Source organism: Micromonospora gifhornensis (assembly GCF_016863515.1).
Lineage (GTDB): Bacteria > Actinomycetota > Actinomycetes > Mycobacteriales > Micromonosporaceae > Micromonospora > Micromonospora gifhornensis.
Genome location: NZ_BOPA01000052.1, coordinates 21,889 through 39,525, shown reverse-complemented (window position 1 = coordinate 39,525; position 17,637 = coordinate 21,889). Strand labels below are relative to the sequence as shown.

Sequence of the window (17,637 nt, the reverse complement as noted above, 5' to 3'; positions counted from 1 at the left end):
CGCCGTCGACACCGGGACCGGGACCGACACCGTTGCACCGGGCACCGCCGTGGTGCCGTGGCTGCTGTCCGGGACCAGCCGGCAGGCGCTCACCGCGTACGCGCGGCTGCTCGGGGAGGTCGACGCCGCGCCCGTGGACATCGCCGCGACGCTGGCGCTGGGCCGCAGCCCGCTCGCCCTGCGGGCGTCCGTGGTCGGCCGGGACCGCCCGGAGTTCTCCACCGCGCGGCTGCAGCCGGTACAGCCGGTGGACGGGCCCACGGCGTTCGCGTTCACCGGCCAGGGCAGCCAGCGCGCCGGAATGGGGCTGGGACTGGCCGCCCGGTTCCCTCAGTTCGCCGACGCGCTCGCGTCCGTGGCCGAAGCCCTCGACCCGCACCTGCCGTCGCCGCTGCTCGACGTGCTCGCCGACGGCGATCTGCTGGAACGCACCGAGTACGCCCAACCGGCCATCTTCGCCGTGGAGGTGGCGCTGTTCCGGCTGCTGGCCCACTACGGAGTCACCCCGCACGTGCTGCTCGGGCACTCCGTCGGCGAGCTGGCCGCCGCGCACGTCGCCGGGGTGCTCGACCTACCCGACGCCGCCACGCTGGTCGCCGCGCGGGGACGACTGATGGGAGGACTGGCCCCGGGTGGGGCCATGGCCGCCGTCCGGGCAGGCGAGGACGAGGTACTGGCGCTGCTGGTGCCCGGTGCGGAGATCGCCGCCGTCAACGCCGACGACGCGGTCGTCGTGTCCGGTGACGCGGAGGCCGTCGCAGCGGTCACCCAGGCCCTGCGCGACGCGGGCCGACGGGTCACCCCGTTACGGGTCAGCCACGCCTTCCACTCCGCCCGGATGGACCCGGTGCTGGAGGAGTTCCGGGCGGTGGCGGCCACGCTGCGGTTCTCCGAGCCCACCATCCCGCTGATCTCCCTGCTGCCCGGTTCCCCCACCGACCCCGGGTACTGGGTGCGGCACCTGCGCGAGGCGGTCCGCTTCGGCGACGGCGTACGGTCGCTGGCCGAGTGGGGCGTACGGCGCGTCCTGGAGGTGGGTCCGGACGCCGCGCTGACCCCGGTGACCGGGCCGACGGGAATCGCCACGCTGCGGCGCGACCACGACGAGGAGAGCGCCTTCGTCACGGCGCTGGCCGCGCTGCACGACACGGGCGCGACCGTGGACTGGGCGACCTTCTTCGGGGAGCTGGGCGCTCGGCGGGTGCCGCTACCCACCTACCCCTTCCAACGCCGCCGGTACTGGCTGACGCCCACCGCACCCCGCACCACCGGCGGGAGCGGTCATCCGCTGCTCGACGCGGCGGTGGAGCTGCCCGAGGGTGCCGTGCTGTTCACCGGCCGGGTGGCCGCCGAGGACGCCGACTGGCTGGCCGACCACGTGGTGCTGGGCCAGACCGTGGTCTCCGGCGCCACACTGCTGAGCCTGGTCCTGCATGCCGCGGCCACGGCGGGACGACCCACGGTGCGGCGGCTGACGCTGCACGCGCCGCTGGTGCTGCCCGATGACGGCGGCGCGGCCGACCTGCGGGTCGGTGTCGACGAGCAGGGGCAGGTGACGGTGTACGCCCGGCCGGCCGGCGGCGGGTGGACCCGGCACGCATCCGGCACGCTGGACACCGTCGAGCAGCCCGCCGAGGCGCTCGGGTCGTGGCCGCCGGCCGGTGCCGAGCCGCTCGACGTGGACTACGCGCGACTGGCCGACGCGGGTTACGCGTACGGCCCCGGCTGCCGCCGGGTGCGCGCCGCGTGGCGCCTCGGCGACGACCTCTACGCCGAGGTGGGCCCGGTCGACGCCGACGGGCACGCCGCGCCGCATCCGGCGCTGCTCGACGCGGCGCTGCACCCGCTGGCCCTGGACCTGCTCGACGACGAGCAGACCCGGGTACCGCACGTCTGGTCGTCGGTGACGGTGCACGCGACCGGGGCGACGACGCTGCGGGCCCGGATCCGCCGGACCGGCACCGACCGTGTCGCCCTCACCCTCACCGACACCGACGACCGGCCGGTGGCCACGGCGGACCTCACCGTCCGGGCCGTTGCGCGCGGCCTGCCCGACCTGTACGCCGTCCGACTCACCCCGGTGCGGCCGGCCACCGGTGGGACGGTGTGGCCGAGCGTCGGCCGGGACGTCGGGCTGCCCCGCTACGCCGACCTGTCCACCAGCACCGACGACATCGTCGAACGGGCGCACGACCGGGTCACCGAGGTGGCGGAGCTGCTTCGCCGCTGGCTGGCGCAGGGACCGCCGGAAGCCCGGCTGGTGGTCGCCACCGACCAGGTCACCGACCCGGCCGACGGGGTGCTGTGGGGCCTCGTACGGGCGGCCCAGACCGAGCATCCCGACCGGTTCGTGCTGCTCGACAGCGACGGCGACCCCCGGTCGCGGACCCTGGTCCCGGGGGCGCTGGCCACCGGCGAGCCGCAGCTCGTGGTGCGCGACGGGCGGATCACCGTGCCGAGACTCGCCCGCACCGCCGCCGCGCCGCAGCCACCCCGGCTCGATCCGGACGGGACGGTCCTGGTCACCGGTGCGGGTGGAGCCCTCGGCTCACTGACGGCCCGGCGCCTGGTCACCCACCACGGCGTACGGCGGCTCCTGCTGCTCGGCCGGCGCGGCGGGATGCAACCGCTGGCCGCCGAGCTGACCGCCCTGGGCGCCACGGTGCGGGTCGCGGCCTGCGACGCGGCAAACCGGGCGGCGCTGGCCCGGGTGCTCGACACCGTCCCCGCCGCGCACCCGCTCACCGCCGTGGTGCACGCGGCCGGGGTGGTGTCCGACGGGCCGCTGGCCACGTTGACGCCGCAGCGCTTCGCCGAGGTGCTGCGCCCGAAGGTGGACGCGGCGTGGCACCTGCATGAGCTGACCTGCGAGCAGGACCTGGCGGCGTTCGTGCTGTTCTCCTCCCTCGCCGGGCTGGTGGGCAACGCCGGCCAGGCCAATTACGCGGCCGCGAACACCGGCCTGGACGCCCTCGCCGCGTATCGCCGGGCCGCCGGGTTGCCGGCCGTGAGCCTGGCCTGGGGCCTGTGGGACGCGCCGGGCATGGGTGCCGCGCTGGACGAGACGCAGCGTGCCCGCATCGCGCGGACCGGTGTGGCGCCCCTGCCGGTCGAGCGGGGCCTGGCCCTTTTCGACGCCTGCCTCGGTGCCCGGGAGGCACTGTTGGTGCCCGCCGCGCTCCAGCCGGAGCTGGCGACGCGGGTCGCACCGGTGCTGGCCGGGCTGGCCCCGGCGACCACGGCGACCACGCAGCAGCAGGACTGGCCCCGACGGCTCGCCGGGCGGGGCGCCGCCGAGCAGCACCGGCTGCTGCTGGAGCTGGTCCGCAGCACGATCGTCGAGGTCCTCGGCCACTCCTCCGTCGCAGCCGTGGCACCCGACCGGGGGTTGATGGACCTCGGCTTCGACTCCCTCACCGCCGTCGAGCTGGCCGGGCGCCTCGGTGCCGACACCGGCGTCCGCACCCCGTCGACGGTGGTGTTCGACCATCCGACACCCACCGCGCTCGCCCACTACCTGCGACACGAGCTGGTGGGCGAGGAGGCGGCCGACGACGAGAAACCGCACGAGTTGGACGAGGTGTCCGACGAGGACCTGTTCGCCCTGATCGACACGGAGCTGGGAGAGCGATGAGCACCTGCGACACCACGGCCCACGCGACGACCCGACGGTCGCGGCCCACCACCGCCACGACCGGAGGAGACCGGCGATGACCACACCGAGCAAGGGGACGGACAGCATTGCCGACCAGCAGAAGCTGCGCGAGTACCTCCGGCGGGTCACCGACGACCTGCTGCGGACCCGCCGGCGCCTGACCGAGGTGGAGTCGGCCGACCGGGAGCCGGTGGCCATCGTCTCGATGGCCTGCCGCTTCCCCGGCGGGGTGGCTTCGCCGGAGGACCTGTGGCAGCTGGTGGCGTCCGGCACCGACGCGATCAGCGGGTTCCCCGATGACCGGGGCTGGCCACTGGACGAGCTGTACGACCCGGACCCGGAGCACCCGGGCACGTCCACCACCCGGCAGGGGGGTTTCCTGCACGACGCCGCCGACTTCGACCCGGAGTTCTTCGGGATCAGCCCCCGTGAGGCGTTGACCATCGACCCGCAGCAGCGGCTGCTGTTGGAGACCGCCTGGGAGGCGGTGGAGCGGGCCGGGATCGCACCGGACTCGCTGCGTGGCAGCCGGACCGGCGTGTTCGCCGGGGTCATGTACGGCGACTACGGTGCCCGCCTGCGCCCGATCCCGGCGGGCTTCGAGGGGTACGTGGGCACCGGCAGCGCGGGCAGCGTGGCCACCGGCCGGATCGCGTACACCCTCGGCCTGGAGGGGCCGGCGGTGAGCGTCGACACGGCGTGCTCGTCGTCGCTGGTGGCGCTGCACCTCGCGGCGCAGGCGCTGCGGCGCGGCGAGTGCGACCTGGCGCTGGCCGGCGGCGTGACGGTCATCGCCACGCCGGAGCTCTTCGTGGAGTTCAGCCGCCAGCGGGGGTTGTCGCCGGACGGGCGGTGCAAGGCATTCGCGGCCTCGGCCGACGGCACGGGCTGGGCCGAGGGCGTCGGCCTGGTGCTTGTCGAACGGCTCGCCGACGCCCGCCGCAACGGTCACCCGGTGCTCGCGCTGCTGCGCGGCAGCGCCGTCAACCAGGACGGCCGCAGCAGCCAGCTCTCCGCGCCCAACGGCCCGGCGCAGCGGCGGGTCATCCGGGCGGCGCTGGCCAGCGCCGGCCTGGAGCCCGCCGAGGTCGACCTGGTGGAGGCGCACGGCACCGGCACCCGGCTCGGTGACCCGATCGAGGCCCAGGCGCTGCTGGCCGAGTACGGGCAGGGGCGCACGGAGCCGCTCTGGCTGGGCTCGCTCAAGTCGAACATCGGGCACACCCAGGCGGCGGCCGGCGTCGGCGGGGTGATCAAGGTGGTGCAGGCCATGCGGCACGGGCTCCTGCCCGCCACCCTGCACGCCGACGAGGCCACCCCGCACGTCGACTGGAGCGTCGGTGACGTCCGTCTGCTCACCGAGGCCCGCGACTGGCCGGCGCGGGAGCGGCCCCGGCGGGCGGCCGTGTCCTCCTTCGGCATCAGCGGCACCAACGCGCACGTGATCCTGGAGGAGGGCGACCCCGACGGGGTCGCCGACGCGCCACCGGACGACGTGCTCGCGCGCAAGCCGGTGCCGGTGGTGCTGTCGGCGCACACCGCGTCGGCTCTCGGGCCGCAGGCGGCCCGGCTCCGCGCGCACCTCGACGCCCACCCTGACCTCACGGTGGCCGACGTCGCGCACTCGCTGGCCACCACCCGTACCCCGCTCGCCGAGCGGGCCGTCCTCGTTGCCGCCGACCTCGACGAGCTGCGCACCGCCCTGGACGCCGTCGCGGACGGCGACGAGCCGCCGGTGCGCGGCACGGCCGGGCACCCCGGCGGGGTCGTGTTCGTCTTCCCCGGCCAGGGCGCCCAGTGGGCGGGCATGGCCCTGGACCTGTACCGCGAGGACGAGGTGTTCCGCGTGGCGCTGGACGACTGCGAGCGGGCCCTGGCCCCGCACGTCGACTGGTCGCTGCGGGCCGTGCTGGCCGACGCCGACGCCCTCGGACGCGTCGACGTCGTCCAGCCCGCCCTGTGGGCGGTGATGGTGTCACTGGCGGCGCTGTGGCAGCACCACGGCGTGACCCCCGACGCGGTCGTCGGCCACTCCCAGGGCGAGATCGCCGCCGCCTGTGTCGCGGGTGCCCTGTCGCTGGAGCAGGCCGCGGCCGTGGTGGCGCTGCGGGCGCGGGCCATCACCGCCGTCGCGGGTCGCGGTGCCATGGCGTCGGTTTCTGTGCCCGCACAGCAGATCACCGAGCGGTGGGGCGACCGGATCACCGTGGCCGTGACGAACTCCGCCGACGCGACGGTCGTCGCCGGTGAACCAGAGGCCGTCGCCGAGGTGGTCGCCGCGTACGACGCCGAGGGAGTCCGGGCCCGGGTCCTGCCGGTGGACTACGCCTCCCACTCGGCGCACGTGGAGCCCGTGCGGGAGCCGATCCTCGACGCGCTGCGCGACCTCACCCCGACCGAGGCCCGGGTCCCGTTCCACTCCACCGTCACCGGTGCGGAGTTCGACACCCGGGGCCTGACCGCCGACTACTGGTACACCAACCTGCGCAGCACCGTCCGGTTCGACCAGGCGGTGACCCGGCTACGCGAACAGGGCCACCGGATCTTCGTCGAGATCAGCCCGCATCCGGTACTGACGCCGGTGCTCGGTGAGGGCGCGTTCGGCACGCTGCGCCGCGACGAGGGCGACCGTCGGCGTTTCATCACGTCGCTGGGTGCGGTGCATGCCGTGGGCGTACCGGTGGACTGGTCCGCCGCGATCGGCCCGGCGCGCCGTGTGCCCCTGCCGACGTACGCCTTCCAGCGGTCCCGCTACTGGCTGGACGCGCCCGCGCGGACCGGCGACGCATCCGGGGTGGGGGTGGGCCCGACCGACCACCCGCTGCTCGGCGGTGCGGTCGACGTGGCCGGCGACGGCACGCTGGTGCTCACCGGGCGGCTGGTGCCCGGAGCGGACCGGGCCGCCGCCGAGCTGCGGGTCGGCGGTGTACCCGTGCTGTCCGGCACCGCGCTGCTCGACCTCGCCCTACGGGCGGGCGAGCTGGCCGGTCTGGGTGCGGTCGGCGAGTTCAGCGTGGAGACGCCGTTGGTGCTGTCCGCCACCGCCGGTTGGTTGCAGGTCGTGGTGGCGCCGGCCGGCGCCGACGGCGACCGGGAGATCGGCGTGTACGCCCGGCCCGACCACGAGGCGCCCTGGACCCGGCACGGTCACGGTGTGCTCGTCCCGGCCACGGCGCAGGACCTCCCGCCGCACCGGCCGGTGCCGGGCGCACCGCTCGCCCCGGACGAGGCGGTGGAGCGGCTCGCCGCGGCCGGTGTGGAACTGGCCTCGGCGCCCACGGCGGTGTCCGGCGACGCCGACGGGTACGTCGCCGACCTCGCGTCGCCGCCGGAGGGACGCTTCACGCTGCACCCGGCGCTGCTCGACGCCGCCCTGCTGCCCGCCCTCGGCCGGGGCGACGCCCGGCTGCCGAGCCGGTGGCGCGGGGTACGGCTGCCGCAGCCGGACGGCCAGCCGACCCGCGCGTCGGTACGCCGCCGCGACGGCGACTCGTGGGCCGTGTCGCTGACCGACTCCGCCGGTACGCCGGTGGTCGAGATCGCCGAGGTGGTGCTGGGTCCGGTGCCGGTGGTGTCGGCCGCCGGGCACCACGACCCCCTGTTCACGCTGGAGTGGGCCCCCGTGGCCCGGCCCCGGGGTGCCGCCGCAACCGAGCCGGTGCCGCACGAGCTGCCCGGCGACGCCGGTCCCGCCGCGCTGGCCGTGCTTCGCGGCGGGCTGGCCGAGCCGGACGGGCCGCGCCAGGTGGTGGTGGCCCGCGGGGCGGGCACGGTGACGGGTCTGGTCCGGTGCGCGCAACTGGAGGAGCCCGGGCGGGTCGGCCTCGTCGAGTGGGACGGGCGCGACGCCGACGCGCTGCGCGACGCCGTGGCCGCCGGGCTGCCGCAGGTGGCGGTCCATGGTGCGGAGCTGCGTACGCCCCGGCTCGCGCCGCTCACCGCGCCGGGCCGCCCCGTCGAGTTGGACGGCACGGCCCTGATCGTCGGGGAGGCCGGAGCGCTGCGCGACGCCGTGCTGCGCACGCTGGCGCGCCACGGCGTGGACCGGCTGGTGGTGGTGGACGCGGATGGCACGGCACCAGCCGACGTGGGCGTACCCACCGAGGTGCTCACCGGTGATCCCACCGACCGTGCCGTGCTCGCCGAGGCGGTCCACCGCGCCGCGAACCTGCGCACGGTCGTGCACGCCGTGCAGCCCACGGCCGACGCGCCGCTGGCCGCGCTGAGCCCCGAGGACCTCACGGCCCTGGTCGAGCGGATCGTGGCGCCGGCCCGGCACCTGCACGAGCTGACCGCGCACCTGCCGCTGACCCGGTTCGTGCTGTCCGGCTCGGCGGCGGGTGTGCTGGGCGGCATCGGGCAGGCCGCCGTGGCGGCGGCCACCACCGGGTTGGGCGCGCTCGCGGCCCGCCGTCGCGCCGACGGGCTGCCCGCCCAGGTCGTCGCCTGGGGTCCGTCGGCCGGCACCCGCCGGCTCGGGCTGGTGTCCCTCGACGACGCCCGCCTGGCCGCACTGTTCGCGCAGGTCTTGGCGCACGACGTCGACGTGGTGGCCGCGCCCCTGGTCCGGGCGGGGCTGCGGGGGCAGGCGCGGGCGGGCACGCTGCCCGTGGCGCTGCGGGCCCTCGTGCCGGCGCTGCCCGGCGGTGCCACCGGCCTGGCGGCCCGGCTGGCCGGCGCCTCCCCCGCCGAGGGGCGCCGTCTGCTGCTGGACACCATCCGTACCCATGTCGCCGGGGTGCTGGGCCACGACGACGCCAGCGGCATCGACGAGCGCCGTGCCTTCAAGGACCTCGGGTTCGACTCGCTCACCGCCATCGAGCTGCGCAACCGTCTCAACACCGCGCTGGGGCGGGCCCTGCCCGCGACGCTGATCTTCGACCACCCCAGTCCCGGCGCTCTGGCCGAACACCTGCGCGACGACCTGCTCGGCCGTGCCGCCGTGGCCGCTGCCCCGGTGGCGGTCGCCAGCGACGAACCGATCGCCATCATCGCGATGGGCTGCCGCTATCCGGGCGGCATCGCCGACCCCGAGGCGTTGTGGCAGGCGGTGGTGTCGGAACTCGACGCGGTGGGACCGTTCCCGACCGACCGGGGCTGGCCGGCGGACCTGTACGACCCCGACCCGGAGGCCACCGGCCGCACGTACGCGCGTGAGGGCGGCTTCCTCTACGACGCCGCCGGGTTCGACCCGGAATTCTTCGGCATCAGCCCCCGCGAGGCCACCGGCATGGACCCGCAGCAGCGGCTGCTGCTGCAGACCGGCTGGGAGGTGTTCGAGCGGGCCGGGATCGACCCCACGACGCTGCGCGGCAGCCGTACCGGGGTCTTCGCGGGGGTCGTCTACACCGACTACGGCTCCCGGGCCGACCCGATCCCCGCCGACCTGGAGGGATACCTCGGCATCGGCAGCGCCGGCAGCATCGCCTCCGGCCGCATCGCCTACACCCTCGGCCTGGAGGGCCCGGCGGTCACCGTGGACACCGCGTGCTCCTCGTCGCTGGTGGCGCTGCACCTGGCCGTGCAGTCGCTGCGCCGCGGCGAGTGCGACCTGGTTCTGGCGGGCGGTGCGACGGTGCTGTCCAACCCGGACATCTTCGTCGGCTTCTCGCGCCAGCGGGGCCTGTCCCCGGACAGCCGTTGCAAGGCGTTCGCCGCCGCCGCCGACGGCACCGCCTTCGCCGAGGGCGTCGGCCTGCTGCTGGTGCAGCGGCTCGCCGACGCGCGGCGCGATGGTCGGCCGGTGCTGGCCGTCATCCGGGGCACCGCCATCAACCAGGACGGCGCGTCCAACGGGCTCACCGCACCCAACGGGCCGTCGCAGCAGCGGGTCATCCTGGGTGCGCTGGCCGACGCGGGGCTGCGCCCGTCCGACATCGACGTGGTGGAGGCGCACGGCACCGGCACCACCCTGGGCGACCCGATCGAGGCGCAGGCGATCATCGCCACCTACGGGCAGGGCCGCGACGAGCCGCTGCTGCTCGGCTCGCTGAAGTCGAACATCGGCCACACCCAGGCCGCAGCCGGTGTCGGCGGCGTGATCAAGATGGTCGCCGCCATGCGACACGGGCTGGTGCCCCGGACCCTGCACGTCGACGAGCCGACCCCGCACGTGGACTGGTCGGCGGGTGCGGTCCGGCTGGTCACCGAGGCGCGGCCCTGGCCGGAGTCGAACCGGCCGCGCCGCGCCGGGGTGTCCTCGTTCGGCATGAGCGGCACGAACGCCCACGTCGTCGTCGAGCAGGGCGACCCGCTCGAGGTGCCGCCGGTGCGCGCCGGCCGCCTCGTACCGGTGCCGGTGTCCGCCGCCAACCCGGCGGCGCTGCGCCGCCAGGCCGCCCGTCTGCTCCCCGCCGTGGCCGACCGGCATCCCGCCGACGTGGCCCGTACCCTCGCGGCCCGCACCTCCCTCGCCACCCGGGCCGTCGTGCTCGCGGACGACGCCGACGAGCTGGCCGAGGGCCTACGGGCGCTGGACGACGCGACGTTCACCGGTCCGGTGGGCGACGCCGACGAGCCGGGCAAGGTGGTCTTCGTCTTCCCCGGGCAGGGCGGGCAGTGGACCGGCATGGCCCTGGACCTGTACCGCGACGAGCCCACCTTCCGCGAGTCCCTGGACGCCTGCGCCGCCGCGCTGGCACCGCACGTGGACTGGGCGTTGCTCGACGTGCTCGCCGACGAGGAGGCCCTGCGGCGGGTGGACGTCGTGCAGCCCGCGCTCTGGGCGGTGATGGTGTCGGTGGCCCGGCTCTGGCAGCACCACGGCGTCACGCCCGACGCGGTGGTCGGCCACTCCCAGGGTGAGATCGCCGCCGCCCACGTGGCCGGCGCGCTCAGCCTGGCCGACGCCGCCGCCGTGGTGGCGCTGCGGGCCAGGGCGATCACGGCGATCGCCGGGACCGGCGGCATGGCCTCGGTCGCACTCGGTGTCGGAGAGGTCACCCGGCGCTGGGGCCACACGGTGGCCGTCGCCGCGACCAACGGTCCGGACACCACGGTGATCGCCGGCGACCCGGGCGTGCTGGACCACATCGCCGCCACGTGTGCCGCCGAGGAGGTCCGGGTGAAGATCCTGCCGGTCGACTACGCCTCACACTCCGCGCACGTGGAGGCACTGCGTGAGGAACTGCTGGCCGCGTTGGAGACCGTGCAACCCCGGGCCGCCGAGATCGCGTTCTGTTCCACGGTCACCGCCGAGGCGCTGGACACCACCACGCTCACGGCCGACTACTGGTACACGAACCTGCGCAGCACCGTGCGCTACGACGAGACGGTCCGCCGGCTGCACGCCGAGGGGCACCGCACCTTTCTGGAGATGAGCCCTCACCCGGTGCTGACCACCGTCACCGAGCAGGTCACCGGGGCGGTCGCGCTGGGCACGCTGCGCCGGGACGAGGGCGACCGCCGCCGCTTCCTCACCGCGCTGGCCGAGGCGTACGTGACCGGCGTGGCGGTGGACTGGCGTCCGGCCGTGGGCGCCGACGCACGGCTGGTGGACCTGCCCACGTACGCGTTCGCCAGCGACCGCTACTGGCTCGACGCGACGACTCGGCCGGTCGACGCCACCGGGCTCGGGCTGGCTGCCACCGCGCACCCACTGCTCGGCGCGGCCGTCGACCTGGCCGACGACGAGGGCGTGCTGCTCACCGGCCGGCTGTCGCTCGACAGCCACCCGTGGCTGGCCGACCACACGGTGGCGGGCGTGCCGTTGCTGCCGGGCGCGGCGTTCGTCGAGCTGTGCGCCCAGGCCGCGGAGGCCGCCGGCGCTGCCGGGGTGGCGGAGCTGACCCTGGAGACGCCCTGCGTGCTGCCCGAGCGCGGGGGCGTGGACGTGCAGGTCCAGGTCCGCGACGGCGGGCTGCGCGTGTACTCGCGCGGCGCCGGCGACGCCTGGGTACGCAACGCCTCCGGCGTCCTGCTTCCCACCGAGCCGCCCGCGCCGGCCGGTTGGGGCGCCTGGCCGCCACCCGGGGCGCAGGCCGTCGACGTCGAGGGCCTGTACCCGCAGCTGGCCGCGTCCGGCTACGGGTACGGCCCGGCCTTCCAGGGACTGCGGGCCGCCTGGCGGCGCGGCGAGGAGGTCTTCGCCGAGGTCCGGCTGCCCGAGGGCCTCGAACCGGAGGGGTACGGCCTGCACCCGGCGCTGCTCGACGCGGCCCTGCACGCGCTGGCGTTCGGGGACTTCCTCGGCGCGGGTGTCCGCCTGCCGTTCGCCTTCACCGGCGTACGGGTGTTCGCCACCGGCGCCGACATCCTGCGCGTACGGCTCAGCCCGCTGGGCGAGGACACCGTGGCGGTGGCGCTGGCGGACTCCACCGGGGCACCGGTCGCCGAGATCGAGTCGCTGGTGCTGCGCGCGGCACCGTCCCCGGAGGCCACCGCGCCGCACGCCCCCGACGTGCTGGTCCTCGACTGGACCCCACTGGCCCTGCCGGACACCCCGGTGACCGAACCGGACCTGCTGGTGGTGGCACCGTCGGATGCGCACGACCCGGTGGCGGCCACCGGCCGGCTGGTGACGTCCACGATCGCCGAGCTCGCCGGCCGGCTGGCCGACGACCGGGGCGCGGTCGTCGTGACCCGCGACGCGGTGGCCGTGCGCCCCGGCGATCCTGCCGCCGACCTGGCGCACGCCGCCCTGTGGGGCCTGCTGCGCAGCGCGCAGACGGAGGACCCGGACCGGTTCACGCTCGTCGACACCGACGGGCGGCCCGAGTCGGCAGCCGTGGTGGCGGCGGCCGTGGCGACCGGCGAGCCGCAGATCGCCGTCCGCGAGGGACGCGGGTACGTGCCGCGCCTGGCCCGCGCCGCCGCCAACCGGGGCCTCGTCCCGCCGCCGGGCGCCTGGCGGCTGGAGGCGGCCGGCACCACTGTGGACGAGCTGCGCCTGACGGAGGTGACCGAAGCGCCGCTGCCGGCCGGGCACGTCCGGGTCGCGGTACGCGCCTGCGGGCTGAACTTCCGCGACGTGCTGGCCACCCTGGGCGTCGTACCCCGCGACGCCCCGCTGGGCGCGGAGGGTGCGGGCGTGGTGGTCGAGGTCGGCGTCGGTGTCACCGGCTTCGCCCCCGGTGACCGGGTGTACGGCTTCCTCCAGGGCGCCATCGGCCCGCGCGCCGTCGTGGACGCGCGGCTGCTCGCCCACCTGCCCGCCGGATGGTCCTTCGCGCAGGCGGCCACAGCGCCGGCGGTCTGCACCACCGCCTACTACGCGCTGGTCACCCTGGCGGACCTGCGCCCCGGGGAGCGGGTGCTGATCCACTCCGCCGCCGGCGGGGTCGGTCTGGCCGCCGGGCACCTCGCCCGGCACCTGGGCGCCGAGGTGTTCGGCACGGCGAGCCCGGCCAAGTGGGCGGCGCTGGACCTGGACGAGGCGCACCTGGCGTCGTCGCGGAACACCGACTTCGCCGACCGGTTCGGCCCGGTCGACGTGGTGCTCAACTCGCTGACCGGGGAGTTCATCGACGCGTCCCTGCGCCTGCTGGGTCCGGGCGGTCGGTTCGTGGAGATGGGTGTGGCGGACCTGCGGTCGTCCGAGCAGATGCCCACCGGCGTCGACTACCACGCGTTCGAGCTGCTCGACCTGGCCCCCGCGCGGGTGGGCGAGCTGTTCGCCGAGGTGGTCCGGCTGATCGACCAGGGGGTCTTTCCGCCGCTGCCGGTCACCGCCTGGGACGTCCGGCGGGCGCCGGAGGCGCTGCGCTACTTCAGCCAGGCCCGGCAGATCGGCAAGATCGCCCTGACCGCCCCGGTCCCGCTCGACCCGAACGGCACGGTCCTGGTCACCGGCGGCACGGGCAGCCTCGGCGGCCTCGTCGCCCGGCACCTGGCGCGCGCCCACGGGGTACGTCACCTGCTGCTGGTCAGCCGGTCCGGCCCGGCCGCGCCCGGCGCGACGGAGCTGGTCGGTGAGTTGACCTCCCTGGACGTACGGGTGGACGTGGTGGCGGCCGACCTGGCCGACCGGGCGGCGGTCGCCGGGGTGTTGGCGGCGGTGCCGCCGGAGCACCCGCTCACCGCCGTCGTGCACACCGCCGGTGTCCTGGACGACGGCGTCCTGGAGTCGTTGACCCCGCAGAAGATCGCCCGGGTGCTCGCACCGAAGGTCGACGCCGCGTGGCACCTGCACGAGCTGACCCGGGACCTGGACCTGTCGGCGTTCCTCCTGTTCTCCTCGGCGTCGGGTCTGCTGGGCGGTGCGGGGCAGGCCAACTACGCGGCGGCCAATGCGTTCCTGGACGCGCTGGCCACGGCGCGGCGCCGCGCCGGCCTGCCCGCCGTGTCGCTGGCCTGGGGCATGTGGGCGCGGGCCACCGGCCTGACCGCCCACCTGGGCGGCACGGACCTGGGCCGCATCGAACGCGGCGGCCTGCTGCCGATGACCGACGAGCAGGGCCTGGCTTTGTTCGACGCCACCTGGACGGCCGACCGTCCGGTGCTGGTGCCGGCGCCGCTGCGCCTGGACCGGGGCCGCACCGGATCCGGTGTGGTGCCGGCCGTGCTGCGCGCGCTGGTGCGGCCGGTGCGCCGGGTGGCCCGCTCGGCGGGGACGGCGTCGCCGGACTCGCTGCGCGAGCGGCTGCTGCCGCTGTCCCCGACGGAGCGCACGGCCCTGCTGGTGGACCTGGTCCGTACACAGGTCGCGGCGGTCCTGGGCCACACCGACACCGACGCCGTGGTGGTGGACCGGGCGTTCAAGGACAGCGGTTTCGACTCGTTGACGGCGGTGGAGCTGCGCAACCGGGTGTCCCGCGCCACCGGGCTGCGGCTGCCACCCACCGTGGTGTTCGACCGCCCCACGCCTGCGGAGTTGGCCGCGCACCTTCTCGACCAGCTCGTGCCGCCTGCCGACGGGCCGGCCGGCGCGGCGACGCCCGCCCGCAAGACCCGAAAGCAACTCGACTCGGCCACGGTCGAGGAGATCTTCGACTTGATCGACTCCCAGCTCGGCCGGGGGTCTCGCAGCGACTATCAGGAGGTCGACGCCGGGTGAGCGAGACACGCGAGGAGAAGCTCGTCGAGTACCTGAAGTGGGTCACCGGTGAGCTGCAGGAGACCAAGGCCCAACTCGCCAGGGCGAGGGCGGAACGCGAACCGATCGCGATCGTCTCGGCCGCCTGCCGGCTGCCCGGCGACGTCCACTCCCCCGAGGACCTGTGGCGCGTCGTGGCCGACGGTGTCGACGCCATCGGCGACGTCCCCACCGACCGGGGTTGGGCGGTGCACGAGGTGTACGCCGACGCGCCCGCGCACCGCCCGCTGGGCGGGTTCCTGTCCGACGCGGCCGGCTTCGACGCCGCGTTCTTCGGTATCGGCCCGCACGAGGCCACCGCCATGGACCCGCAGCACCGGCTGCTGCTGGAGTCGTCGTGGGAGGCGGTGGAGCGCGCCGGCATCGACCCGACCACCCTGCGCGGCAGCGCCACCGGGGTGTACGCGGGCCTGGTGTCGCAGAACTACGCCGCGTACGGCACCCCACCGGAGCTCAACGGCCACCTCATGACCGGCACGGCCACCAGCGTGGCGTCCGGCCGGATCGCCTATCTGCTGGGGCTGCGCGGCCCGGCGGTCACCCTGGACACCGCCTGCTCGTCGTCGCTGGTGGCCCTGCACCTGGCGGCGCAGGCGCTGCGCCGCGGCGAGTGCGATCTCGCGCTGGCCGGCGGGGCCACGGTCATGGCCACCCCGGCGTTGCTGGCCGAGTTCGTCACCCAGGGCGGGCTCTCGCCCGACGCCCGGTGCAAGGCGTTCGCGGCGGCGGCCGACGGAACGGGTTTCGCCGAGGGGGTCGGGGTGCTCGTGCTGGAACGCCTGGCCGACGCCCGGCACCACCACCGGCGCGTGCTCGCGGTGCTGCGCGGCTCGGCGGTGAACCAGGACGGCGCGTCCAACGGGCTGACCGCGCCGAGCGGCCCCGCGCAGGAGGAGGTGATCCGCGCCGCGCTGGCCGACGCGGGCCTGCGACCGTCCGACGTGGACCATGTGGAGGCGCACGGCACCGGCACCCGGTTGGGCGACCCCATCGAGGCGGCGGCCCTGCTCGCCACCTACGGTCAGGACCGCGCCGAGCCGCTGTGGCTGGGTTCGGTGAAGTCCAACATCGGGCACACCCAGACCGCCGCCGGTGTGGCCGGGGTGATCAAGGTGATCGAAGCCCTGCGCCACGAGCGCCTGCCGCGCACCCTGCACGTCGACGAGCCCACTCCGCACGTCGACTGGGCGGCGGGGAAGGTGCGGCTGCTCACCGAGGAGCAGCCGTGGCCGCGCGGGAAACGCCGCCGGGTGGCGGGGGTGTCGTCGTTCGGCATCAGCGGCACCAACGCCCACGTGCTCATCGAGGAGGGCGACCCGGAGCCGCCGCCCACGCCGCCCACGCCCTCCGCCCGCCCGGTCGCCTGGCTGCTCGGCGCCAAGACCGACAGCGCGCTGCGCGCGCAGGCCGCGCGCCTGCGGGAACGGTTCGCCGTCGCGTCGCACGACCCGCTGGACGTGGCGGTCGCGCTGGCCACCACCCGCACCGCGTTCGACCGGCGGGCGGCCGTGGTGGCGGCCGACCACGACGGCCTGCTGCGCGGTCTCGACGCGCTGGCCGCCGGGGAGACGACACCGGGACGGGCGGTACGGGGACCCACCGCCTTCCTCTTCTCCGGGCAGGGCAGCCAGCGCGTCGGCATGGGTACCGAGCTGCGGCGGGTCTTCCCTGCCTTCCGCGACGCCTGGCGGGAGGTCGCCGACGAGGTCGACCGGCACCTGGACCAGCCCCTGGACCGCGTGCTGGCCGACGAGGACCTGCTGCTGCGCACCGAGTACGCCCAGCCCGCGTTGTTCACCCTGGAGGTGGCCCTGGTCCGCTTGCTGGGCGGCTGGGGTCTGCGGCCGGACCTGCTGCTCGGTCACTCGCTCGGCGAACTGGTCGCGGCGCACGTCGCGGGGGTCCTCGACCTGCCCGACGCCGTCGCGCTGGTCGCGGCGCGGGGTGCGGCCATGCAGGCGGCCCCGGCCGAGGGCGCCATGGTCGCGATCCGGGCCGCCGCCGACGAGGTACAGGCCAGCCTCGCCGGCCGCGAGCACGAGGTGTCCGTCGCGGCGGTGAACGGCCCCCGCTCGATCGTCGTCTCCGGCGACGCCGGTGCGGTGCAGGAGGTCGCGGCCCACTGGGCGGCCACCGGGCACCGGACGTCGCGACTGCGGGTCAGCCACGCCTTCCACAGCCCGCACCTGGACGGGGTGCTGGACGGGTTCCGCGCGGTCGCCGCCGGCGTACGCCACCACCCGCCGAGCATCCCGGTCGTGTCGAACCTGACCGGCACGGTCGTCGAGGCGTTCACCGCCGAGCACTGGGTGCGGCACGTGCGCCAGGAGGTCCGCTTCGCCGCCGGCGTGTCCGCGCTCACCTCGGCGGGCGTACGCCGTTTCGTGGAGGTCGGCCCGGACGCGGTGCTGGCTGCCCTGGCCGGCGAGAACGCCCCCGGGACACCCGTCGTGGCGACCCTGCGCCGCGACGAGTCCGAGGCGTTGACCGTCGTCCGGGCGCTGGCGGCGAGCCACGTCACCGGCGCTCGGGTGGACTGGCGGGCGTTCCACGACGAGCGGACGGCGGCGGTGCCGCTGCCCACGTACCCCTTCGAGCACCGCCGCTACTGGGTGTCCCCGCCGACCGACCCGGCGCCCACCGCCCCGCCGCCGGTGGCCGACGAGCCGCCGCGGGAGTCGACGCCGCACGAGGAGCGGTTGCTCGACCTGGTCCGCACGCACGCGGCGGCGGTGCTGGGCCACGACACGCCGGAATCGGTGGGCCCGGACGACAACTTCGTGGAGATCGGGCTGTCGTCGTTCACCGCGCTGGAGGTGCGCAACCGGCTCTGCGAGGGCACCGGCCTGGAACTGTCGCCGCTGGCGCTGTTCGAACACCCCACCCCTGCCGCGCTGGCGGAGCACCTGCGGGCCGTACGGGCCGCGCGGACGTGAGCCCGCGGCCCGGG

2 protein-coding genes and 2 pseudogenes are annotated in these 17,637 nt (G+C 76.1%); all 4 read left to right on the top strand.

Annotated features, from left to right (window positions below):
- Positions 1-3,634: SDR family NAD(P)-dependent oxidoreductase (locus Vgi01_RS27585; RefSeq protein WP_204293013.1), on the top strand; the 3,634-nt coding region annotated here is incomplete at its 5' end.
- 136 nt (positions 3,635-3,770) lie between these two features.
- Positions 3,771-14,648, top strand: a pseudogene (locus Vgi01_RS27580) (SDR family NAD(P)-dependent oxidoreductase); the annotation flags it as partial.
- Positions 14,609-16,252 (top strand): annotated as a pseudogene (locus tag Vgi01_RS31645) (type I polyketide synthase); the annotation flags it as partial. The pseudogenes Vgi01_RS27580 and Vgi01_RS31645, both read left to right, overlap by 40 nt.
- The gene (locus Vgi01_RS31640) at positions 16,241-17,623 is read left to right on the top strand and encodes an acyltransferase domain-containing protein (protein WP_444543471.1); all 1,383 of its coding nucleotides are present in this window, start codon (positions 16,241-16,243) and stop codon (positions 17,621-17,623) included. The pseudogene Vgi01_RS31645 and the gene Vgi01_RS31640, both read left to right, overlap by 12 nt.
- Positions 17,624-17,637: the final 14 nt, after the last annotated feature.